The sequence below is a fragment of the Amycolatopsis sp. NPDC114484 genome (genome assembly GCF_055633755.1).
In genome coordinates, this window is sequence record NZ_JBVKDQ010000005.1 from 404,957 (window position 1) to 426,077 (window position 21,121).

General features: G+C 69.3%; 21 protein-coding genes. 7 read left to right on the forward strand and 14 right to left on the reverse strand.

Features of this window, described 5'->3' with window-relative positions:
• Nucleotides 1-51 precede the first annotated feature (51 nt).
• Nucleotides 52-876 (forward strand): SDR family NAD(P)-dependent oxidoreductase, encoded by an 825-nt coding sequence (locus tag ACZ7SW_RS16610; RefSeq protein ID WP_470231259.1) that lies wholly within the window; start codon nucleotides 52-54, stop codon nucleotides 874-876.
• Nucleotides 877-1,240: 364 nt separating this feature from the next.
• Here ACZ7SW_RS16610 and ACZ7SW_RS16615 read toward each other — a convergent pair whose 3' ends face one another.
• From ACZ7SW_RS16615 to ACZ7SW_RS16645, 7 genes are all read right to left on the reverse strand, one after another.
• Nucleotides 1,241-2,473, reverse strand: a complete 1,233-nt coding sequence (locus tag ACZ7SW_RS16615; RefSeq protein ID WP_470231260.1) for an NADH:flavin oxidoreductase — start codon at nucleotides 2,471-2,473, stop codon at nucleotides 1,241-1,243.
• Nucleotides 2,474-2,659: 186 nt separating this feature from the next.
• Nucleotides 2,660-2,785, reverse strand: coding sequence for a hypothetical protein (locus ACZ7SW_RS16620; RefSeq protein ID WP_470231261.1), 126 nt, complete (start codon nucleotides 2,783-2,785; stop codon nucleotides 2,660-2,662).
• A 30-nt stretch (nucleotides 2,786-2,815) separates the two neighbouring features.
• Nucleotides 2,816-4,210 carry an amidase gene (locus ACZ7SW_RS16625; protein WP_470231262.1) on the reverse strand — a complete coding sequence of 465 codons (1,395 nt, stop codon included), beginning with the start codon at nucleotides 4,208-4,210 and terminating at the stop codon, nucleotides 2,816-2,818.
• Nucleotides 4,211-4,231: 21 nt separating this feature from the next.
• On the reverse strand, nucleotides 4,232-4,993 hold the full coding sequence (locus tag ACZ7SW_RS16630) for an SDR family NAD(P)-dependent oxidoreductase (RefSeq protein WP_470231263.1): 762 nt from the start codon (nucleotides 4,991-4,993) through the stop codon (nucleotides 4,232-4,234).
• A complete protein-coding gene (locus tag ACZ7SW_RS16635) occupies nucleotides 4,990-5,634 on the reverse strand; it encodes a PaaI family thioesterase (RefSeq protein ID WP_470231264.1) in 645 nt (214 codons plus the stop codon). Before ACZ7SW_RS16635 ends, ACZ7SW_RS16630 begins: the two co-directional genes overlap by 4 nt.
• Nucleotides 5,634-6,407, reverse strand: coding sequence for an SDR family oxidoreductase (locus ACZ7SW_RS16640; RefSeq protein ID WP_470231265.1), 774 nt, complete (start codon nucleotides 6,405-6,407; stop codon nucleotides 5,634-5,636). Before ACZ7SW_RS16640 ends, ACZ7SW_RS16635 begins: the two co-directional genes overlap by 1 nt.
• A 333-nt stretch (nucleotides 6,408-6,740) precedes the next feature.
• Complete coding sequence (locus tag ACZ7SW_RS16645) at nucleotides 6,741-7,352, reverse strand: TetR/AcrR family transcriptional regulator (protein WP_470231266.1); 612 nt, start codon at nucleotides 7,350-7,352, stop codon at nucleotides 6,741-6,743.
• A 142-nt stretch (nucleotides 7,353-7,494) separates the two neighbouring features.
• Between ACZ7SW_RS16645 and ACZ7SW_RS16650 the strand changes: the two genes are divergently transcribed.
• Both ACZ7SW_RS16650 and ACZ7SW_RS16655 read left to right on the forward strand, forming a co-directional pair.
• Complete coding sequence (locus ACZ7SW_RS16650; RefSeq protein WP_470231267.1) at nucleotides 7,495-8,988, forward strand: FAD-binding protein; 1,494 nt, start codon at nucleotides 7,495-7,497, stop codon at nucleotides 8,986-8,988.
• A 94-nt stretch (nucleotides 8,989-9,082) separates the two neighbouring features.
• Nucleotides 9,083-9,754, forward strand: a complete 672-nt coding sequence (locus ACZ7SW_RS16655; protein WP_470231311.1) for a class I SAM-dependent DNA methyltransferase — start codon at nucleotides 9,083-9,085, stop codon at nucleotides 9,752-9,754.
• A 165-nt stretch (nucleotides 9,755-9,919) separates the two neighbouring features.
• Here the strand turns inward: ACZ7SW_RS16655 and ACZ7SW_RS16660 are convergent, their stop codons facing one another.
• The 5 genes from ACZ7SW_RS16660 to ACZ7SW_RS16680 form a co-directional block, all read right to left on the reverse strand.
• Nucleotides 9,920-10,840, reverse strand: coding sequence for a VOC family protein (locus tag ACZ7SW_RS16660; RefSeq protein WP_470231268.1), 921 nt, complete (start codon nucleotides 10,838-10,840; stop codon nucleotides 9,920-9,922).
• Nucleotides 10,841-10,868: 28 nt separating this feature from the next.
• A complete protein-coding gene (locus ACZ7SW_RS16665) occupies nucleotides 10,869-12,053 on the reverse strand; it encodes an acyl-CoA dehydrogenase family protein (protein ID WP_470231269.1) in 1,185 nt (394 codons plus the stop codon).
• Nucleotides 12,054-12,153: 100 nt separating this feature from the next.
• Complete coding sequence (gene casG, locus ACZ7SW_RS16670) at nucleotides 12,154-13,776, reverse strand: steroid-24-oyl-CoA synthetase (protein WP_470231270.1); 1,623 nt, start codon at nucleotides 13,774-13,776, stop codon at nucleotides 12,154-12,156.
• Nucleotides 13,777-13,865: 89 nt separating this feature from the next.
• Nucleotides 13,866-14,351: a nuclear transport factor 2 family protein gene (locus ACZ7SW_RS16675; RefSeq protein WP_470231271.1), complete on the reverse strand. Its 486-nt coding sequence runs from the start codon at nucleotides 14,349-14,351 to the stop codon at nucleotides 13,866-13,868.
• A 1-nt stretch (nucleotide 14,352) separates the two neighbouring features.
• Complete coding sequence (locus tag ACZ7SW_RS16680; RefSeq protein WP_470231272.1) at nucleotides 14,353-15,201, reverse strand: LLM class F420-dependent oxidoreductase; 849 nt, start codon at nucleotides 15,199-15,201, stop codon at nucleotides 14,353-14,355.
• Between the two features lie 160 nt (nucleotides 15,202-15,361).
• On the opposite strand from ACZ7SW_RS16680, the gene ACZ7SW_RS16685 reads away from it, so the two are divergent.
• The 4 genes from ACZ7SW_RS16685 (at nucleotide 15,362) to ACZ7SW_RS16700 (ending at nucleotide 18,480) form a co-directional block, all read left to right on the forward strand.
• On the forward strand, nucleotides 15,362-16,186 hold the full coding sequence (locus ACZ7SW_RS16685; protein WP_470231273.1) for an IclR family transcriptional regulator: 825 nt from the start codon (nucleotides 15,362-15,364) through the stop codon (nucleotides 16,184-16,186).
• Nucleotides 16,187-16,292: 106 nt separating this feature from the next.
• Entirely contained in the window at nucleotides 16,293-17,441 is a 1,149-nt protein-coding gene (locus tag ACZ7SW_RS16690; RefSeq protein WP_470231274.1) for a Rieske 2Fe-2S domain-containing protein, read from the forward strand.
• Nucleotides 17,441-17,692 carry a ferredoxin gene (locus ACZ7SW_RS16695; RefSeq protein WP_470231275.1) on the forward strand — a complete coding sequence of 84 codons (252 nt, stop codon included), beginning with the start codon at nucleotides 17,441-17,443 and terminating at the stop codon, nucleotides 17,690-17,692. Before ACZ7SW_RS16690 ends, ACZ7SW_RS16695 begins: the two co-directional genes overlap by 1 nt.
• Entirely contained in the window at nucleotides 17,689-18,480 is a 792-nt protein-coding gene (locus tag ACZ7SW_RS16700) for an SDR family NAD(P)-dependent oxidoreductase (RefSeq protein ID WP_470231276.1), read from the forward strand. The genes ACZ7SW_RS16695 and ACZ7SW_RS16700 overlap by 4 nt, the downstream gene beginning before the upstream one ends.
• Nucleotides 18,481-18,533: 53 nt before the next feature.
• Here the strand turns inward: ACZ7SW_RS16700 and ACZ7SW_RS16705 are convergent, their stop codons facing one another.
• On the reverse strand, nucleotides 18,534-19,364 hold the full coding sequence (locus tag ACZ7SW_RS16705; protein ID WP_470231277.1) for an alpha/beta fold hydrolase: 831 nt from the start codon (nucleotides 19,362-19,364) through the stop codon (nucleotides 18,534-18,536).
• 21 nt (nucleotides 19,365-19,385) lie between these two features.
• On the reverse strand, nucleotides 19,386-20,870 hold the full coding sequence (locus ACZ7SW_RS16710; protein ID WP_470231278.1) for an MFS transporter: 1,485 nt from the start codon (nucleotides 20,868-20,870) through the stop codon (nucleotides 19,386-19,388).
• Nucleotides 20,871-21,121 lie beyond the last annotated feature (251 nt).

A 21,121-nucleotide genomic window follows, 5' to 3' on the forward strand; every position in this document is an offset into this window, starting at 1 on the left:
GAGCGCTCAGCCTACCAAACAAATGCTAGGTTGATGATGAGGAGGTTTTCCATGCCACAGGAAGCAATCCGGCGAGTCAGCATCGTCACCGGGGGCGCGCTGGGGATCGGCGGGGCGACCAGCCGCCGCCTCGCCGCACGCGGGGACGCGGTCGTGCTGAACGACATCGACCCCGCAGCCGCGGCCGCCGCCCGGACCGCTATCGAGGCGGCCGGCGGCGTGTGCGAAACGGTCGTCGGCGACATCGTGGCGGACGAGGTGGTCGAAGCCGTCACCGCTGCCGCACTGCGCTTGGGCGACGGCCGGATCGACGTCCTGGTCAACAATGTCGGCGATTTCCGCCCCGCTTCCCGGGATTTCCTGCACAGCACGCCGGAACAGTGGGCGCGGTTGCACGAATTGAACCTGCTGCACGTCTTCAAGCTCACGCACCGGGTGCTGCCGCATCTGATCTCGCAGGGCTCCGGCGCGATCGTGAACAACTCGACAGTCGAAGCCTTCCGCGGCATTCCCGGGCACGCGGTGTATTCCGCTTACAACGCAGGGGTTTCGGCGTTCACGAAGAGCCTGGCCGTCGAGGTGGGCCGGTATGGCGTTCGAGTGAACGCGATCGCGCCGGATCTCGCGGACAGCCAGCAGACTCCCGCGGCGGCGATGCTGCGCGACAACGACCCGTCGGCGATCGAGACGTGGGTGCCGCTGGGCCGGTTCGGGCACGTGGACGAGTACGCGAAAGTGATCGAATTCCTGACCACGGACGCGGCTTCGTACGTCACCGGCCACACAATCCCGGTGGACGGCGGGACGCTCGCGGCTTCGGGGTGGTATTTGCGGACCAATCGGAAGGGGTTCACGAACTTTCCGCGGGAAACGTGAAGCTGACTCCGCTCCACCGCGACTACTCGCGAAAACCGCATCGCTGCGCTGCTTCGCGAGCGTTGCGGCCGGTTCGTGACCGGCAATGCCACCTCACGAGCGCCCCGCCCAGCCCGCGCTCCCTCGCAGCCCGCCCCAGGCACAGGCCACGGGTCGTGAGCGTTCATCCCGGTTCTAACCGGCAACGCCGGTCACGAGGTCCCTCCCCGCCGACTGGCTCTGGTCCGCGCTCTAGTCGCAGGCTGCCGCACGCCCGGCCGACCGTCTGCCCCAGTCCGCATCCCGGGCAACGACCCAGCCGGACAGCAACCGAGCGACGACTCGTGAGCGTTCGCGTCGGTTCTAACCGGGCAACGCCACTCACTCAGCCCACGTAACCCGCGGGCTGCCCCCAATCCGCACCCCGAGTCGTAGTCCGATCCACCAGTACGCACCGCGTCCCGGTGAAGTTCGTCGGCATGCACTTGTTGCAGTGAATGCACAATGACGGCGTCTCCGGCTCAGCGGCGATACGGTTCACCAAATCCGGCTCGCGCAGCAACGCTCGGCCCATCGCCACGTACTGGAACCCCTCCCGCATCGCCAAATCCATCGACGCGCGGTCGGTGATCCCGCCCAGCAGCACCATCGGCAGCTTCACCGCGGCCCGGATCTGCCGCGCGTCTTCGAGCAGAAACGCGTCCCGGTAAGGGTATTCGCGGATGAAGTGCTTTCCGACCGCCTGCACGCCCAGCTTCAACGGCTGCGGCATCACGGCCGCGAACTCGCGGACCGGCGCGTCGCCCTTGAAGAGGTACATCGGGTTGAGCAGTGACGAACCGGCGGTCATTTCGAGAGCGTCGCAGGTGCCGTCGGCTTCGAGCCATTGCGTCACCGGGATCGCCTCGTCGAGCCAGAAGCCGCCGGGTGCGCCGTCGTCCATGTTCATTTTCACGATCACCGCGATCCGGTCGCCGACGGCGTCGCGCACCGCACGCATCGTGTCGCGCGCGAGCCGGGCTCGGTTTTCCAGCGAACCGCCGTATTCGTCGGTGCGGTGGTTGAGTTTCGGGCTCAGGAAGGAGCTGATCAGATAGTTGTGTCCTAAGTGGACTTCGATGGCGTCGAACCCGCAATCGATGGCGCGCAGGGCCGCGTCGGCGTGGGCGCGTTTGACGCGTTCGATGCCGGCGTGGTCGATTTCCTGGGCGAAGCTCAGGGTCGTTTTGTGGAAATACCGGCTCGGCGCGACCGCGGGAAGCCCGTTGCCCTTCGGGTTCGCGACCGGCCCGCCGTGCCCGATCTGCGCCGAGATCGCCGCGCCCTCGGCGTGCACGGCGTCGGTGAGCACGCGCAGTCCCGGCAGGGCTTCATCGGCCCAGTAAATCTGATGCCGGTCGGTACGGCCTTCCTTGGCGACCGCGCAATAGGCGACCGTCGTCATCCCGACGCCGCCCTTCGCATAGCCGACGTGGAAATCGACCAGATCCCGGGTGACCCGGCCGTGGTGGCTGAGCCCCTCGTAGGTCGCCGCCTTGACGACGCGGTTGCGCAACTGCACCGGCCCGAGCCGGGCGGGAGCCAGCGGATCGGGCGGGGTGGGGGTCGTGGAAGTCACCTTGTCACGGTAGGAAACGGAGGGACTGGCCCGCTCCGGCGATCTCGGTGACCGGGAGAGCGGCGAGGCGGGCTGAGTCTCTGAGCGCGGTAAAGCCGCGCCCCGCTATCACCCCGGCGCGTTCACCGGACCCGCCGCGGTCGCCGAGCGGCTCAAGGACGCGGCCGAGACGGACGGACCGACGGACTATGCGAACAGGATCAACCTGGAGATCCTGGGCCAGCTCGCGGCGATCCGGCGGCACGCGCTGGTCATCGCCGCCATCGTCGTGCTGTGGGCGATCCTGACCTCGATCGGGATCATCGTGATCATGGCCCAGCTCGCCAGCACCGGATCATCCCATTACTGAGACACCCAGGGCGCGGCCTCCTCCAGCTGCGCCGCCAGCGACAGCAACAGCCCCTCCTGCCCCAGATCCGCGGCGAACTGCACCCCCAGCGGCAGTCCGTCGTCGTCCCGGCCGAGCGGGAGCGAGATCGCGGGCATGCCGGTCACGTTGAAAACGCTGGTCCACGCCGAAAACGCGGCCGCGTGCTCGTAGATCGACGCGGGATCCGTCGTGTCCAGCAGGCCCAGCGGCGGAGTCGGGAGCGGCAGGGCCGGCGTGAGCAGCACGTCATAGGAGGTGAAGACGTGGCCGACCTCCCACCCGATCTCCTGCGCCCGGCGCAGCGCGCGGTGGAGCTGGTTGGCGGTGAGGCCTCGATAGTGGTCCAGCAGCAGCTCGGTGAACGGCTCGACGTCGCCAGACTGGAGTTCGCGGCCGAGCGCGGCCAAGCGGTCCTCGACGATCACCACCAGGTCCGCGCCCATCAGCACCCCGCCGGTCGTGCGGACGTCCGGGAAGTCAAACGGGGCAACGGTTTCCTCGACGTGATGACCCAGTTCCTCGCACAGTTTCGCCGCCTGGTGCACGGCGGCCAGGCAAGCGGGATGCGAGTCGACGCCGGTTCGGGCCTGGGTGGCCAGGCCGATGCGGAGACGGCCGGGCGCGCGGCGGGTCGCGTCGAGGAAAGTGCCGGCCGGGGTCGGGGCGGCGAAGGCTTCGCCCGGGAGTGGTCCGGCGATCGCGTCCAGCAGGACCGCGCTGTCACGGACCGTCGTGGTGACCGAGTGGGCGACGGAGACCGGGGCGGCGAGCGTGCCGGAGTCGGGAGCGCCGGTGGTGCGGCCGCGACTGGGTTTCAGGCCGACCAAACCGCACATTGCCGACGGGATCCGGATCGAGCCGCCGCCGTCGGTGGCGTGGGCGGCGGGGACCATGCCGGCGGCGACGGCGGCTGCGGAACCGCCGCTCGATCCGCCGGGTGAGCGCGCCGGGTCGTGCGGGTTGCGGGTGGGGCCGTGCAGTTGTGGCTCGGTGCTCGCGTTGAGGCCGAATTCGGGGGTGTTCGTGGTGCCGAGAACGACCAAACCGGCGCGTTTGTAGCGGCGGATCAATTCGCTGTCCACAGTGGACACGGTGGAGGCGAAGAGCGCGCTGCCCTGGGTCGCGGGCAGGCCGGCGATTTCGGTGCCGAGATCCTTGACCAGGAACGGGACTCCGGTGAGCGGACCGTCCGGCAGTCCGGCGTCGATCTCGGCGAGAGCGTCCTCGAAGCGGCGGCCGACGACGGCGTTGAGCTGCGGATTCGCCTCCTCGATGCGGGCGATCGCCTGCTCGGCGGCCTCCCCGGCGGACAGGTCGCCGCGGCGGATGGCGGCGGCGGTGTCGAGGGCTGAAGACAGGTCGGACACAGGGATGTCTCCTCAGAAGGCTCAGCCGAAGAAGGCTTGGCCGCCGTCGAGCGGCACGGTGGCTCCGGTCAGGTAGCGCAGATCGGAGCCGACCAGCGCGACGACGGCGCGGCCGATGTCCTCCTCGCACTCCCCGATCCGGCCCATCGGAATGGTCGAGACGAATTCGGCGGCCTCTTCGGGATTGTGCTCGGTCCACCATTTCAAACCCGGTGACAACGCGTGCGGCGCGATCGCGTTGACCCGGATTCCGTCACGTGCCCACTCCACGGCGGCGGTGCGCGACAGTGAGCGCAGGGCTTGTTTTGCTGCGGCGTAAGCACCATAGGTGGTGGGATCCCAGCGCACCATCGCTGAGGTGACCAGGTTGACGATCGAACCGTCACCGGTCGCCTTCAAATGCGGATGCGCGGCTTTCATGAACGCGAACGCGGCGAACGGGCCGGTCGCGAAACCGCGCGCGAAATCCTCGTCGCTCATTTTCAGCAGCGGCCCGAAAGCGCCGGAATACGCGTTGTTGACCAGGATGTCCAGTCGGCCGAACCGCGACACGACCTCGTCGACGACCCCGGGAATCGCCGTCGTGTCCGCGACATCGCACTCGAACGGTTCCGCAGAAGCACCCCGCTCACCCAGCAGGCGACAGGTCTCGTCCAGCTTTCCACGCGTACGTCCTAGAACCGCGACCGACGCGCCCTCCCCCGCCAGCGCCAGCGCGATTCCTTGCCCGACGCCTTGTCCGGCACCGGTCACCAGGGCCACCCGGCCCGCGAGCGTGTTCATCGGCCTCCTTCGTCCTGGGCGACTGGTCGCGCGACGTGTTTCGCCACGAAAATCCCGTCCGCCGAAACGCAGACCTGACCGTCGGCCAGGATTTCGCCGGTCGTGTGGATCCGGCGGCCCTCGCTGGATTGCTGCCGCGCGCGAACGGTCAGTTCCTCGAACAGCGGGGTCGTCCGGTGGTAACGGACGCTGAGCGTGCCGGTCATCCCGTCCGGCCCGGGCCCCCAGCTGTTGGCGACGCCGAGCGCGTGGTCCAGCAGCAGCGCAGAAATCCCGCCGTGCACGCAGCCGGGCGGCCCCTGGTAGGGCAGGCCGAGGGTCACCGTGCCGGTGACTGAGCCGTCGGGCAAACCGTGCAGCTTCAACGGCGGCGCGAGCGCGTTTTCCGGGCCGGTGACGGGGTCGTGGCGCGGTCGCCCGGCCCACATTCCGACGAACCTTTCCTGGCGCTCCGGCGCGTGCTCTTCGAGCTGGGCGGCAATCCGGTTGAGATCGTGGGCGATGTCCGTCATCGGCGCGGCACTGTCCGCACCCGCGTGCAGGAGAGCGTTGACGACCCGGCGGGCCGCCGCGACAGCAGCGTCGATGCCATCGTCATGGGGGACGGGCGACAACGGGACGCTTTCGGCGTAAGTCGTCATCAGTAGTGCGCCGCCGGGCGGAGGGTCGCTTCGGCGCCGCCGTCGACGTAGACGACCTGGCCGGTGATGTGCGTCGTCGCGGTGTCGGCGAAATACGCCAGAACTCGCGCGACATCTTCCGCGGCCGCGTAACCGTGCAGTGGCATCGGGACTGCCTTGTCCATCACGGCTTTCATCTTCGGGTTCGCGAAAAGCTCGTCGGTCATCGGCGTCAGAACCACGCCGGGCGCGACCACGTTGACCGCGATTCCCGCGTCGGCCCAGCCCTCCGAGACGGACGTCCGGCGCGCCCATTGCGCGATCGCGGACTTCGAGGCCGGGTACAGCTGGAGCGCCCGGTTCTCCGCGATCGCCTCGCGGGCGGCGGTCAGCGCGGCTTGCTCGTCGCCGCGCAGGCAGGCCTCGACCACCGCGGGGTCGTTCGGCTGGGTTCCGGAGATCGAGCCGACCAGGACGACGCGCGGCGCTTCGGATTTCGCGAGCAACGGTCGCAGGGCCTCGATGAACTCGGTGCTGCCGAAGTAGTTCACCGTGACCATCGCTTCGCCGGGGTTCGACGTTCCGGCGCAGGTGATCACCGCGTCGACGTGCCCGGTGCGGTTGCCGATCTCCTCGGCGGCGGCGGTACGGCCTTGCGAGGTCGAAAGGTCAGCGTCGATGTCGCTGCCCGCGAGGTCGACGCCGAGAACTTGGTCGCCGCGCTCGGCGAGGAGGCTGCTGAGCGCCGCACCGATCCCCGAACTCGCTCCGGTGACGACGACGGTGCGCGGCATGACGGCCTCCTGAGGTGGGGTTCCGGGAACGGCCGCGACGCTACGGGGACGCCGCCTCGCGCGGCGGGTTGATCCCGGTCACCGGGAGAAACGGTGCGGGCTGGTCTTGGGGAAGGGCGCGGGCTGCCTCGGGCCCGTGGCATATCTCTGCTGTGGTGCGACGCCGTGACTGAGATATCAGCGCGCGAATCCAGCACGCCAACCCCGCCGCCCAGCGACGGCCCCAGCTCAGCTCAACGAGAGCACCTGGCATACCAGCGCCAAGGCAGCCGACCTGACGCCGCCCTACCTGAGATACCAACCCGCCGCGCTGCCCCACCACAGCGGCCCAGCTCAGCCAGCAGCCCGGCCCAGCTCAGCCAGCAGCAACCGGCACGCCAGCACCGTGTCCGCCTCGGCCTCTTCCGCCGTGATGTGCCCGTTCAGCTGGGACGTCAGCACGCCGTACCAGGTCTGCTCGATCAACCGGACCAAGCGGCGGTCGTGCTCGCTCGCCTCCGTCACCCCGGCGACGCGCAGGATCAGCTCGGCGAACTCGACTGTCGCGGCCATGTTCGGCGACTCCCCCGCGACCGTCGCGTTGTTCGACTGCAGCATCGCCTGGGCGAGCCGCGGCCGTTCCAGCAGGCGGCGGGCGGCGTCGACCAGCACTCGCGCGACCGCCTCGGCCGGTTCCTGGCCGGGCTCGACCGGGACGCTGTTGCGGTCCAGCTGTTCGACCTGGCTGTGCAGGAGCGCGGTGAACAGAACGGTCTTGGACGGGAAGTACCGGTAGAGCGTGGCGATGGCGACGCCGGCGTCGCGGGCGACGTCGAGCATCTGGATCCGGTCGAGGCCGTGCTCCGCGCCGTGGTCCGCGGCCGCTCGCAGGATCCGGCGGTAGCGCTCCTGCTGCGCGGGCGAACTCGGCGTGGCCGGCGCCCGGTTTTCGGCGACTCTCGGCACCTCGGCTCCTCCGCTCGTGATCAGGCCATTCTCGCGCACGATCCTCCCACCGGGCGCCGCCGCTACCGGTGAGTGGGATGACCGCGACCCGGCGCGCCGCGGATGCGGTTGGCTCGCCGGGTCGCGACGACTTGGAGGACTCATGGCTTTCGACGACCAGTTCGACGTGGTGGTAGCCGGCTCCGGCGCGGGCGCGCTGACCGGCGCGTACCTCGCTGCCCGGGCGGGACTGCGCACCGCGGTGGTCGAGGGGGCGGACCTGCTCGGCGGGACGTCGGCGTACTCGGGCGCGGCTTGCTGGCTGCCCGGCACGCAGGTCCAGGAGCGATTCGGCGTCGCGGATTCGACCGCGGCCGCGCGGGAGTACCTGCGCGCGCTGCTCGGCGAGGACAAGACCGGGCGGCAGGAAGCGTTCCTGGAGAAGGCACCGGAGCTGGTCGCGGCGCTCGAGTCGGATCCGGCGCTCGAGTTCGAGTGGCGGGCGTTCCCGGACTACTTCGACCGGCCCGGCCGGGTGCCTGGCGGACGCTCGTTCGTGCCGGTCGACCTGCCGTTGTCCGAGCTGGGCGCACGCGCGGAACTGGTGCGCCCGCCGGTGGACCGCGATCGCACCGGCCGCGGGCACCGGGACGCGCCGTTGGACGGCGGCCGCGCGCTGATCGGACGGCTGCTGCTGGCCTTCGAAGCGACCGGCAACGGCACCGTGTTCACCGGGACGCCGGTCGAGGAGCTGGTGGTCGAGGAGGGCCGGGTGGTCGGCGTCGGCCCGCGGCGGATCGGGGCGACCTACGGCGTGCTCATCGGCGCGGGCGGGTTCGAACGGAACGCCGACCTGCGGGAACAGTCCGGGGTGCCGGGCTCGGCGGCCTGGTCGATGGCGCCCGCGGAAACGAACCGCGGCCACGTTCTGGAGGCGGCGATCGCGCTTGGCGCGGCCGTCGACCTGATGGACGAGGGCTGGTGGTGCCCGGGAATCGCGATGCCGGACGGAGGCGCGTCGTTCACGCTCGGCTTCCGCGGCGGAATCGTCGTGGACCGCGACGGGCGGCGGTATGCGAACGAATCGCTGCCATATGACCAGATGGGCCGTGAGATGGCAGCGGACCCGGCACGGCGGGTCCCGTCGCACATCGTGTTCGACAGCCGTGAGGACGGCCGGTTGCCCGCCATCGCCTTGCCGGGCGGGCGGCCGGACGACCACCTGGCGGCCGGCACCTGGGTGGAGGCGGACACGCTCGCGGAACTGGCGAAGCTGATCGACGCACCGGAACTGCCCGAGACTGTCGCCCGGTTCAACTCGTTCGCCGAATCCGGGCACGACGCGGATTTCGGCCGTGGCGAGGACGAATACGCGCGGCATTTCGCTAATCCGGTGCTCGTGCCGGTAGATCGTCCGCCGTTCCGCGCCGCGCGGCTGGTGTTGTCGGACCTGGGCACGAAGGGCGGGCTGGTGACCGACCCGGACGCGCGGGTGCTGCGGGAGGACGGCTCGGCAGTCGAAGGTCTTTACGCGGTCGGCAATTCCGCGGCCTCCATGACCGGGAAGTACTACCCCGGTCCGGGTATCCCGCTGGGCACCGCCATGGCATTCGCCGCCCGAGCCGTCGACGATCTGGTGGCACAAGCCGGAAAATGACCTGCGTTCCACGCCGGTGCCGGTTACCGTCGCCGGTGTGGAGGACTACTTCGGGGAAAGTGTCGCTGCGCGGTACGACGAATCGTCGGCCGAAATGTTCGCGCCGGAAGCGGTGAACCCGGCGGTCGGCGTCCTGGCCGGGCTCGCCGGCGACGGTCGCGCGCTGGAATTGGGCATCGGCACCGGCCGGATCGCATTGCCGCTCGCCGCGCGAGGCATATCGGTGTCGGGGATTGACCTGTCGTCAGCGATGGCCGCGCGGTTGCGGGCCAAACCGGGCGGCGACGCGATCGACGTGACACTCGGCGACTTCGCGACGGCTCGGGTCGCTGGGACCTTTTCGTTGGCATATCTGGTTTACAACACCATCGGCAACCTGACATCTCAGGACGCGCAGGTGGCATGTTTCCGCAACGCCGCCGCACATCTCGAGCCGGGCGGGTGTTTCGTGATCGAGGTCGGGGTGCCGGAACTGCGGAAGCTGCCGCCGGGGCAGACCGTCGTGCCGTTCGAGCTGAGCGCGACGCATTGGGGATTCGATCTTTACGACGTCTCGACGCAGTCGATGAGTTCCTACCACGCGCGGGTGGCCGACGGGCGGGGCGAGTTCCGGGCGATTCCGTTCCGGTACGTGTGGCCCGCCGAACTGGACTTGATGGCCCGGCTGGCGGGGTTGCGGCTGCGGTCGCGATGGGAAAACTGGGACAAGAAGCCGTTCACGCACGAGAGTGGCCAGCACATCTCGGTATGGGAGAAGGCCGCGTGAGTGTTCACCCCGGCCAGAACCTCAGGCCAGGGAGCTGAGGCACCGCCATAGGTGGGTCGGCTCCTGTCGGGGCCGGGGTTCACCGAGGCTGTGAGGGCCTCCCTGAGGGAATCTGATTCCCTCAGGGAGGCCCTCACGGACCTCGGCGAACGGGGCAGCACCGGGTCACTTCGGCGGACTGAACGCGGCCAACTGCTCCGAGCCGGACCAGTCGTGTCCCCAGTAGCTGTCCCGCGTGATCTCCTCCGCGGTGTAGAACCGCTCGTCCACCAGCGTTCCCTCGGTCCCGTACTCCAGGTCCCAGCCGCCGGGCGCGCGGACGTAGAACGACACCATCTTGTCGTTGGTGTGCCTCCCCAGCGTCGAGGACACCGAGAACCCGCGCTTGCCGACCTCGTCCAGGGCGCGGCCGACCGCGTCGAGAGAGTCGACCTCGACCATCAGGTGCACCAGGCCCGGCGGTTCGCCGTGCGGGGCCGGGCAGATCGCCAGGCTGTGGTGTCGCTGGTTGACGCCCATGAACCGCACCCGGCGCGGTTTCTGGCCGGGGGCCGCGCCGGGCATCGAGACCGCGCCGCGCGGGAGGAAGCCCAGCACCTCGGTGTAGAACGTCTCGACCTCGGCGACGTTCGTCGTCGGCAGCACCACGTGGCCCATGCCCTGCGCGCCGGTCACGAACTGCTGCGTCCACTTCGTCCGCACCGGGTCGTGGTCCAGGACCGGGCCGAAGAAGACCTCGACCGGGGTGCCGGACGGATCGTCGAAGGTGATCGCCGAATCGACGCGGCGTTCCCGGCATTGCTGTTCCGACAACACTTTCACCGCGGTTCCGGACGCCTCCACCGCGCGCCCGACCGCCGCCAGCGCGAACTGGTCGCGCACCTCCCAGCCGACCGCGAGCACCCGGTCGTCCTCGCCGGGCAGCACGATCAGCCGCGCCTCCCGTTCGTCCATCCGGAGGTACAGGCCGTCCGGGACCGGGCCGGAGGTCTCGGCGAAGCCGAGCGCCTCCACGGTCAGCTCCCGCCAGCGCGGCAGGTCCCGGCTCTGCACCCGGAGGTATCCGAGCCCTCGGATGTCGGTCATAGCGAAACTCCTTGCGGGGTAAGAGAGTTCAGATCATGGAGAGCATCGGCCCGGGCGGCGGTTCGACGTCGAGGTCGGTCAGCGCGGACGCGTGGAACACCGAACCGGGCACGTGGATCGCGTGCGCCAGGCCCATGTGGCCGTCGCGCCAGAATCGCTGGATCGGGTTGTCCATCCGCAGGCCGTTGCCGCCGCTGCGGGCGACCACCTCGTCCATCGCGCGCACCGCACGCCACGCGGCGGCGACTTGAGTGCGGCGTGACGCCGCCCGCTCGGCGAGCGTCACCGGCGAACCGGCAGCTGCCTTGTAGTAGAAGCGGGAAACGTTGTCCAGCATGGCAATTCGCGATGCTTTGATCTCCTCGGCGGCGGCACTGATCGCGAACAGCACGTACGGGTCGTCTTTCACCCGAGTGCCGGTGATTTGCACGCGCGTGCGTTGATATGCCAGATGCGCGGCCAGCGCGCCCTCGGCGATGCCGATCACCGCGGAGGTGATGCCGAGCGGGAAGATCGTGGTGAACGGGACGCCGTACGTCGGGTTGGTGCGGCCGGATTCGCGCAGCGCGCTGCCGTCGGTCATCCGGCTGAACGGGACCGCGCGGTACTCCGGAACGAACGCGTCTTTAACGACGATGTCCTTGCTGCCAGTGCCGCGCAGGCCGACGACGTCCCAGGTGTCCTCGACGATCTCGTAATCCGCGCGAGGCAGGATCACGTGGTAATTCCGGGGCGGCTGCACGACATCGCCGTCCGCGTCGCCGAGGAAGCCGCCGAGGAAAATCCAGTCGCAGTGGTCGGTTCCGGACGAGAACTGCCACCGTCCATTGAAGACATACCCGCCGTCGACCGGCTTCAGCACGCCCATCGGCGCGTACGGCGAAGCGATCCAGGTGTCGTTGTCAGCGCCCCAGATTTCCTCTTGCACGCGACGGTCGCAGAGCGCCATTTCCCACGGATGCACGCCGACGATCCCGGCGACCCAGCCTGTCGAGCCGTCGAGCGACGCCAGCCGCATCACCGTTTCCGCGAATTCGCGCGGATGCGCTTCCGCGCCGCCGTAATCGGCAGGCTGGAGCATTTTGATCGCGCCGGTCTCCCGGAGCGCCTTGGCCGCTTCGTCGGCGAGCCGGCCGAGCCGCTCGTTCTCCGGTCCGAGCGCGGCGATCTCGTCCGCGCGCTGTTCGATCGCGGCAAGAGCGGGATGGGTCATGGCGCTTCCCTTTCTCCGGTCCGATTGCGATGCGGCCCCGGCTGCCCCGAGCCTCCCAGCGGAGCACCCGAGCGCGCGGGCGCGCTCCCGGTCAACGGGATCAGGGTCGCGGCACCTTGCTTCGCACCACCTTGCCGGTCACGTTGCGCGGCAACGGATCCGTCCCGATCCGCCACCGGGACGGGACCTTGAAGGACGCCAGCCGCTCCGCCGCGAACGCCCGCAGCTCCTCCGCCTCGACCGGCGACGAAACAACCACCACCGCGGCTACTTCCTGCCCCAGATCGGCCTGCGGCACCCCCAGCACAATGCACTCCCGCACTGCCGGATGTTCAGCGAGCACGTACTCGACCTCAGCCGGATAAACGTTCTCCCCGCCGTGCAGGATCAAATCCGAACGCCGTGCGGTGAGCCGGAGCTGGCCGCCGGAAAGGACGCCGATATCCCCGGTGTGCAGCCATCGCTCGTCGTCGATAGCGGCGGCGGTGGCTTCGGGATCTTCCCAATAACCGAGCATCGTGAACGGGCTTCGCACGCAGATCTCCCCCGCGCTGCCGTCAGGCATTACCTCGCCGAACGCGTCCCGGATCTCCAGCTCCACCGTCGCGATCGGAGACCCGACAGTTCCGGGAGAAGCAGCCAGATCAGCTGCGGCAGCAACGGAAATCGCCGTCGAGGACTCCGTCAGGCCGTAGCTGTCGACCAACCCCTGCTCGGCCACCGGAAGTTCCGCGCGCAACCGTTGGTGGAAAGCCGGAGAAGAAGGCGCAGCGCCGAGAGTAAAAGCGGTCAGCGAGGAAAGGTCGTATCGGTCAAGGTCGCCGTGTTCCAGCAGACGGTGCGCCATAGTCGGCACGACACCCCAGTTCGTCACGCGCTCAGCCTCGACCAGCCGCAGCACTCGCTCCGCGTCGAAACCGCCCTGGTGCAGCACCACCGTGCTGCCGTCGGCCAGCCGGGGCACGACCAGATTGTGCAGCCCGGCGATGTGGAACAGCGGCACCCCGAGCAGGTACCGCCGCGCGGACGGATCCGTCGGGTCGCCGAGCGCCCGCGCGACTTCGCTGTTCAGGCGGTGGAATTCGATCACCGACGTCAGGTTCCGGTGCGTGTGCACCGCGCCTTTCGGACGTCCGGTGGTGCCGCTGGTGTAGAGGATGACCGCCGGATCGTCCTCGGCGACCGCGCAGGAAGGCCGCGGTGCGTCCGGTCGTGAGCGGGCCAGGCGCGGCACGTCCTCCTCGACGGTCAGCACTGGCACCCCGTCCAGCAGCGCGGCCCGCTTCGCGTCGGCGACTACCAGCGACGGTCGCGTGTGGCCGAGCGCGAATTCCAGCTCCGGCCGCGACCACCACGCGTTGTAGCCCACCACGATCGCGCCCAGCGACACCGTCGCCCAGAACGCGAGCACCCACTCCGGACTGTTCGCCGCCGCGATCGCGACCCGGTCGCCCTTGCCGATCCCGTACTCGTCGCGGAGCGCGCAAGCCATCGATGCCGCCTGCCGGGCATGCGCGGCGAAGGTGATCCGGCGGTCGGCCGTCACCAGATACTCGCGTTCGCCGTGCCGCGCCGAAGCAGCCAGCACCTCCCCCAACGACCGTGCGCGATGGGCGAACACCGTCATCGGCACGCCCAGCACTTCTTCGGTGCGCAGTTCACCCGGCGCGCCGGGCGCGGTCAGCGCCGCCACCACCTGCCGAGGATCGGTGGAGAGGCTCATCAAGGTCTCCCTCCTCGCGCACCGGTGCGGGGTGATTGTGCCTGCTCACCGCCGTCAGCGACGGGCCGATTCCAGTAACCGGGACCGGCTCAGCGGAACGCTGGCTCGCCGTACGCGCCCTGCCGCAGCAGCCCGGGCGACTCGGCGCGGCCGTCGAGAACCCGGTTGGTGCGCTGGGCGACCTTCCATCCCTCGTCGGTGCGGGCGAGCGCCCAATGGTTCGCCGTGGCGCGCCGGACAACAAAGCGGCCGTCCTGATATACCACCATCAGCGAGTGACATACCGCGATCGCCGTGTCGCCGTCGACGGTCACGTGCGGCGGGCCGACGAAATGCGCGCAACCGCCGGAGATCCAGCCTTGATGAGCGCTCGACCGGACCATCCGGGCCAGTTGTTCGCGGCCTTCGAGGTAGATCTCGTCGACGTCGTAGATCCCGTCCTCGGTCCACAGCGCGGCGACGTCCTCGGCCGCGCCGGCGTCCACCAGCGGTCCGTACGCGGCGATCAGCCTGCTGATCTCGCGTTCGTCCTCCAGCCGCGCGAGCCGCGCCTCCAACTGGGCGATCCGGTCCACGTCAGACCTCGCTTCCTAGCTCGGCGAGCGCTTCGAGCTGCTCGCAGTAGTGGTCGGCGGAGTTCGCGGCGATCCGCGCGCTGACCGTCGTCGCCCCGGCCTCGACCACCCGGGCCAGCCGATCCCGGCAGGACGCCGATCCCGGGTCCAGCGGCCTTCCGGGCGAGAGCACGACCTGGAAGCCCTCCGGCGGCTCAACGGTGTCGAGCATCCGCCGCAGTTCCTCCAGCGACAGTCCGAACGGGACCCAGCCGTCGGCCAGTTCCACCGCCCGCCGGAGCGAGCGCCTGGTTCGGCCGCCGATCCACAGCGGGACTTTCGCTTGGACAGCATGCGGTTCGACGATCAGCCCGGCGAAGTCGTAGTGCGGCCCGTGATACTCCGGCAGCCGCTGCGACAACGCGGCCCGCAGCGCCCGCAGCGCGTCGTCGGCCCGCTCGCCGCGCTGTTCGAAGGGCTCGCCCAGCAGGTCGAACTCCTCCCGCAGCGACCCGACGCCCAGGCCGAGCACGAGCCGTCCGCCGCTGACCGTGTCGAGCGTTCCGTAGCGCTTCGCGATCTCCAGCGGGTGGTGATATCCCAGCACGAGCACCTGCGTGACCAACCGGATCCGGCTGGTACGCCCAGCCAGGAAACCGAACGTCGCGAGCGGATCCCAGTACGTCGAGCCGCGCTGCTCCGCGACCGCGACCGGCACCGCGACGTGTTCGCTGCAAGTCAGGTGATCGAACCCGAGCCCGTCCGCGGCCGCGGCGATCCGGGCCAGGTCTTCGATGCCGGCGGTGCCCTCCCAGGCGTTCGGGTCCCCCGGCAGCCGGGTCACCACGGGGCTCACGAGGCCGATGTCCATGCCGCCATGCCTACCCGCCGCCGGGCCGGCCGCGAGCGGCTTCTCCCGCTGATCGGGAGCCGTGCCGCAGTCGTGACCCGCCGCGTGTTGACGCCCCGGGAGGCCGCCGTGTTACCGTCAAAACTAGAAATGATTTCAATTCGTCCGCGAGGAGCACAGCATGACGGTTGTCGCGATCGAAACGGACTCTCTCGGCACGGACGCCTCGCAGAACCGCACCTTGCCGCCGTCGATGGTCGAGCGGATGACGCTGATCCTCGACGCCTTCGACGCGCCGAGCACCCGGCTCACCCTCGAACAGGTCGCGCGCACGACCCACCTCCCCCGTTCGACCGCGCACCGCATCCTCGACCAGCTCGTGCGGCTGCAGTGGCTGACGCACTCGTCGTTCGGGTACGCGCTCGGCGCCCGGGCGCTGAACCTCGGCGGAACCGGCGGCAACCACCTCGAACTGCGTGAAGCGACTGCGGCCGTGCTGCACGAACTGCAGCTGCGCACCGGGATGGTCGCGCACCTGGCGATCCTCGACGGCGCTGACGTCCGGTATCTCGACAAGGTCGGCGGCCGGTTCGCCGCGGTCGTCCCGTCGCGCGTCGGCGGCCGCGCGCCCGCACAGTGCACCGCGCTCGGCAAGGCGATGCTCGCGTGGCTGCCCGCCGAACAGGTCGAGGACCGGATCATGCCGGCGCTCGGCCGCCAGACCAGCCGGACGATCTGCGACATGGTGACGCTGCACCGCGAACTCGGCCGGATCCGCGACCGCAACGGTCTCGCCTTCGAACGCGGCGAGTGCTTCGCCGACATCTCCTGTGTCGCCGCTGCCATCCGAGGCCCGGAAGGGCCGGAAGCCGCGATCTCCCTGGTCGGCGACGCGCAGACCGCGCTGGAGCGCGTCGCGCCGCTGGTGGTGGTCGCCGCGCGGCAGGTCACCCAGGAGCTGTACCCGATGGTTCGGCTGCGCACCGCCGAACCCGCGTGGAACTGATCGTCCACAAAGGACTCTCAGGCACCGGGAACGCCACCGGCCCGGGCGCCGCCCGCCGTTCTACGTTCAGCCTCGCGGAAGCGGGGCACTGGAAGGAGATCCGACAATGACCACAGTGGAGCCGGCACCGGACGAGGTTCGCGTGATCGAGGCCGGCGCGGCGCCCGCGCGGTTCGCCCGCGGGTGGCACTGTCTCGGGCTGGCCGAGAGTTTCGCCGACGGAAAGCCGCATCCGATCACCGCGTTCGGGCAGAAACTCGTGGTGTTCGCCGGCGAGGACGGCGAGCTCAACGTGCTCGACGCGTACTGCAGGCACATGGGCGGCGATCTGTCGCAGGGCACGATCAAGGGCAACGAGGTCGCCTGCCCGTTCCACGACTGGCGCTGGGGCGGCGACGGCCGGTGCAAGCGGATTCCCTACAGCCGCCGGGTTCCGCTGCGGGCGCGCACCGCGGCGTGGACGACGCTGGTGCAGGACAAGATGTTGTTCGTCTGGAACGACCCGGAGGGCAATCCGCCGCCGCCTGAGGTGGTCATCCCGCGCATCGAGGGCGCCACGCACGACGGCTGGACCGACTGGACCTGGTACGAAACGCACGTCGACACGAACTGCCGCGAGGTCGTCGACAACGTCGTGGACATGGCGCACTTCTTCTATGTCCACTTCGCTTTCCCCACGTACTTCAAGAACATCTTCGAGGGGCACGTCGCCACGCAGCTGCAGCGCGGGACGAGCCGGGAAGACGTACGCCCGCCAGCGAAGGACGGACAGCCGAAGTCGCTCGGCAACACCTCCGTCGCCGCCTACTACGGCCCGTCTTTCATGATCGACGAGCTGACATATCACTACGAGGGCATGGACATCGACGCCGTGCTCATCAACTGCCACTATCCCGTCACCGCGAACTCGTTCAAGCTGCAGTACGGGATCATCGTCAAGCGCACCGACCAGCTCTCCGCCGCCGAGGCCGAGGAAACCGCGCGGAAGATGGGCGACTTCATCAAGATCGGCTTCGAACAGGACGTGCGGATCTGGAAGAACAAGACCCGCATCGAAAACCCGCTGCTGTGCGAGGAGGACGGTCCGGTGTACCAGCTGCGGCGCTGGTACGAACAGTTCTATGTGGACGTCGCGGACGTCACGCCGGAGATGACCGAGCGGTTCGAGTTCGAATTGGACACCGCGAAGCCGAATGCCGCCTGGCGCGAGGAAGTCGCGGAGAACCTCAGCCGCCGGACCAGCGAGCGCGTCTGATGGCGATCCGGGCCGACAACCGGCTGCTGGACGAGCCGATGCGGCCGGTCCGATGCGGAACGTGCGAGGCTTGGCTGAAGGTGCGCAAGAGCAGCTGGCAGCAGACCAGCATTCAGTGGGACACCAACGCTTCCGCGCGGTGTGTCGAACGGTCGGCCCGCGCGGAGGAGTTGTTCCGCGGCTGCGATGCGTTGCGCGATTCGATCGACCGGGCGGTCGCGGACGGAGGAATTCCGGTGGCTGGGGAATGAGCACGGCCGGGAAGTACGGGCCGTGGGCCGTGATCGCGGGTGGTTCGGAAGGCGTTGGCGCGTCGTTCGCGCATCAGCTCGCCGAGGCCGGGATCAATCTGGTGCTGATCGCGCGCAAGCCCGCGCCGCTGGAGGAGACCGCGGCGGCGGTGCGGGCTCGCGGGGTGGAAGTGCTTACCGTGCAAGTGGATCTGCTCGATCCGGACGCGCTCTCGGTGATCCGGGAAGTGACTGACGGGCTCGAGGTCGGGTTGCTGGTCTTCAACGCGGGCGCGAACAGTTACGGCCATGAGTTCGTGACCGGGGACCTGTCCCGGGTGCGCGGGGTGATCGAGCTGAACATCACCGCGCAGCTCGCGTTGACATATCACTTCGGCGCGCTGATGGCAGCACGTGGGCGGGGTGGGATCATGCTGGTGGGCTCGCTGGCCGGGTATCTCGGGCAGGCGGAGATCAGCGTGTATTCCGCGGTGAAGGCGTTCAGCCGGGTGTTCGCCGAGGGGCTGTGGCTGGAGCTGCGGGAGCGCGGCGTGGACGTGCTGGAACTGGTGCTGGGCGTCACCCGGACACCGGCGATGGAGCGCGCCGGGCTGGCGTTCGACCTGCCCGGGCTGAACGTGGCCGAGCCGGACGACGTCGCGCGAGAGGGTTTGGCGCACCTCGCGGACGGCCCGGTGTGGGTCGCGGGCGGGAATCTCGCCGCGGCGGAGAAGCGGGGCGGATTCCCGCGAGCGGAGCTGGCGCTGGCCGCGCACGAAGCGACGCGAAAGCTGCTCCCGCCGCGGTAGCCGACCGTCCGTGAGGGGAACCCTGAGGGAATCAGAGTCCCTCAGGGTTCCCCTCACGGACCGGTCAGGAACCCGCTGACTGCGGAGTGGGAGCCGGTCGGGTCTTCCGCCCACGGCAGGTGACCGGCTGGCAGCTGCACGCGCGAGACCACCGGCAGCGCCCGTTCCAGCGAGTCCACTGCCGAGCGCGGCCGGATGTCGGCTGTTCCGTCCACGATCAGGGTTGGCGTCTTCAGCGTTTCGCACTGGGCGCGCAGGTTTGGCGCACGCTCGCCGTTCAGGGCCGCGTTGCAGTCGAAATTCACGCCGAACCACGGGTCAGCCATGGTTTCGGCATGTTGCAGCGCGTGCTCCCGGTCGGCGAAGTCGGCCGACCACTGCAGCACGCAGTACTCCCGGTCTTCCTCCGCGGTACGGTCCCGGTCCCGGTTCCGCAGCGACTCCCATCGCGCGAGGTGTCCGCCGAGTGCGTCGCGGAGGTTGCGCTGGTAGTCCGCGTGCCAGGTCGAGTCGTCGTCGATTCCGGTGCCGGAGACGTAAACCAGCTTCGTCACGCGGTCCGGATGCGCCAGCGTGTAGCGCAACGCCAGCTGCGCGCCCCAGGAGTGCCCCAGCAGCGCGACGCGATCCCAGCCGAAATGGGCTCGGACCGCGTCGAGATCTGCCACTGTCCTCTCGACCGAGTACGGACCCTGTCGCTGCGATCGGCCGCATCCTCGCTGGTCCCAGCGACAGACCGTCGCGGCTCCCGAGAGGGAAGCCGCGACGTCCGCCATCATGTCCCACAGCCCCGGGCCGCCGTGGCAGAAGACGACCGGTTCACCGTCGCCCGCCTGCGTCGCCCATAGCCGGACGCCGTCCTCAGTACGCACCGCTTGTTCCACGCGCCGCAGTATGGCTCACTGTCAGCCCTGCGAGACCACCACTCGAGCAGCCGGGTCGTTCTCTTCGATCATCCCGCCCTGCGCGGGTTTGCGGCCGTGCTTCATCACCAGAATGATCGCCACCCCGAAAACGCCGACGACGCCCGCCCACAGGTAGGACTGGGTGAACGCGGCGTCGCCGTAGATCACCGCGTGCGATTGGGGCAGCGTCATCCGGACGTGCCCGGCCATGATCGCGCCGGTCACCGTCACCGCGGCCGACGACGCGAGCATCGCGATCACGCCGGCGATGCAGTTGCCCGCACCGCCGAGCCGCTCGGGCAGGGCGTCCTGCAGGAGGTTCGCGTTGGAGGAATGCAGGAACCCGACCGCGAACCCGGCGACGAAACTGGTGATCGCGACCTGCCACTGCACGGTGAACATCCGCGAGCCGAGGAACATCACCGCGAGGAAGCACAGGCTGGAGGCCAGCAGCACCTGCCGCGCGCCGATCCGCTTCGACAGGTAGCCGCCGAGCGGGCCGACGACCATGCCCACCACGCCGAGCGGGAACGTCCACAGGGCCAGCTGCGACGCGGAAAGCCCGGCACCGTAAGTGTTCCCCGGGATGTGCGGGGTTTCGAACATGGTCGGGCTGAGGATGCCGTGCGCGTTCATCATGTACGACACCAGCCCGACGGCGACCACCGTCGGCAGGAATTTGCGGCCGACGAGCACCCGCAGGTCGATCAGCGGTTCCTTGGCCTTCAGCTCGCGCAGCACGAACGCGGCCAGCAGCAAGATCCCCAGCCCGAACGCGCCGATCGTGGTCGCCGAACCCCAGCCCCACGTGCCGCCCTTGCCGACCGCGACGAGCAGAATGCCGAGGCTGGCGCCGAGCAGAATGGCACCGGGAATGTCGAACGAAGAGTTGACCCGCACCTTGCTTTCCGGCACCAGCCACGCGTGCAGCGGGAGCAGGACGCCGACGTAGATCACCATGAACCAGAAAACGCTGCGGAAGCCGAAATTGTCGATCAGCCATCCGGCGAGAAACGGGCCGGCGACCGCGCCCATGCCGATTCCGGTGACCACCGAACCGAGCGCGATCGGCACGTAGGACCGCGGGATGACGTCGCGGACGAGTGCGTAGGAAATGTTCACGATGCCGACGAGACTGCCCTGCAGCAGCCGTCCGATCAGGAGCAGCGCGAACACGTCGGTCGTCGCGCACACGACGCTGCCGAGCAGGAAGATCGCGCCCATCACCAGGATGATCCGCTTCTTGCCGTAGCGGTCGGCGGCCTTGCCCGCGAGCGGAAGCACGACCGCGCCGGCGAGCGTCACCACCGAGGCCGCCTGCGCCACGTCGAGGGTCCGGAAATGCGCGGCCATCCCGGGCAGCGCCGGATACACCATGAGGATTTCGAACGTGGCGATTTCGGAGAGCAGAATGATCAGCGCGCAGACCGCGATGATCCGCCCGCGGGAAACAGGTCCGTTCGCCGGATTCAGGTCGAGTGCCATGCCGGTCCCTTTCCAGAAGTGATCAGGGGGATCCCCGCCGGAATACGAGGTCCCGCGCTGATGAGGCCGGAATCGACGCGAGCGTAATCACGGCCTCCCGGCGGTCCCGGCGCGATCCCGCTCACCGGGAGTCTTCTCAGGTGCGCGAACCGCCGTCCACGCGGATTTCCGCGAGCGCGGGTGCCACTTCCCGAACCATCAACGGTGGGCAGACTTTCGCGTTCTCGAATCGGTACGCCCGCTGCACCCTC

Excerpts from the sequence above, each read along its gene's own strand:
- ACZ7SW_RS16610 (WP_470231259.1), top strand. The coding sequence starts at position 52 with ATGCCACAGGAAGCAATCCGGCGAGTCAGCATCGTCACCGGGGGCGCG.
- ACZ7SW_RS16620 (WP_470231261.1), bottom strand. The coding sequence starts at position 2,785 with ATGATCACGATGATCCCGATCGAGGTCAGGATCGCCCACAGCACGACG.
- ACZ7SW_RS16630 (WP_470231263.1), bottom strand. The coding sequence starts at position 4,993 with ATGAACACGCTCGCGGGCCGGGTGGCCCTGGTGACCGGTGCCGGACAA.
- ACZ7SW_RS16635 (WP_470231264.1), bottom strand. The coding sequence starts at position 5,634 with ATGACGACTTACGCCGAAAGCGTCCCGTTGTCGCCCGTCCCCCATGAC.
- ACZ7SW_RS16640 (WP_470231265.1), bottom strand. The coding sequence starts at position 6,407 with ATGCCGCGCACCGTCGTCGTCACCGGAGCGAGTTCGGGGATCGGTGCG.
- ACZ7SW_RS16650 (WP_470231267.1), top strand. The coding sequence starts at position 7,495 with ATGGCTTTCGACGACCAGTTCGACGTGGTGGTAGCCGGCTCCGGCGCG.
- ACZ7SW_RS16655 (WP_470231311.1), top strand. The coding sequence starts at position 9,083 with ATGTTCGCGCCGGAAGCGGTGAACCCGGCGGTCGGCGTCCTGGCCGGG.
- ACZ7SW_RS16660 (WP_470231268.1), bottom strand. The coding sequence starts at position 10,840 with ATGACCGACATCCGAGGGCTCGGATACCTCCGGGTGCAGAGCCGGGAC.
- ACZ7SW_RS16665 (WP_470231269.1), bottom strand. The coding sequence starts at position 12,053 with ATGACCCATCCCGCTCTTGCCGCGATCGAACAGCGCGCGGACGAGATC.
- casG (WP_470231270.1), bottom strand. The coding sequence starts at position 13,776 with ATGAGCCTCTCCACCGATCCTCGGCAGGTGGTGGCGGCGCTGACCGCG.
- ACZ7SW_RS16680 (WP_470231272.1), bottom strand. The coding sequence starts at position 15,201 with ATGGACATCGGCCTCGTGAGCCCCGTGGTGACCCGGCTGCCGGGGGAC.
- ACZ7SW_RS16685 (WP_470231273.1), top strand. The coding sequence starts at position 15,362 with ATGACGGTTGTCGCGATCGAAACGGACTCTCTCGGCACGGACGCCTCG.
- ACZ7SW_RS16690 (WP_470231274.1), top strand. The coding sequence starts at position 16,293 with ATGACCACAGTGGAGCCGGCACCGGACGAGGTTCGCGTGATCGAGGCC.
- ACZ7SW_RS16695 (WP_470231275.1), top strand. The coding sequence starts at position 17,441 with ATGGCGATCCGGGCCGACAACCGGCTGCTGGACGAGCCGATGCGGCCG.
- ACZ7SW_RS16700 (WP_470231276.1), top strand. The coding sequence starts at position 17,689 with ATGAGCACGGCCGGGAAGTACGGGCCGTGGGCCGTGATCGCGGGTGGT.
- ACZ7SW_RS16710 (WP_470231278.1), bottom strand. The coding sequence starts at position 20,870 with ATGGCACTCGACCTGAATCCGGCGAACGGACCTGTTTCCCGCGGGCGG.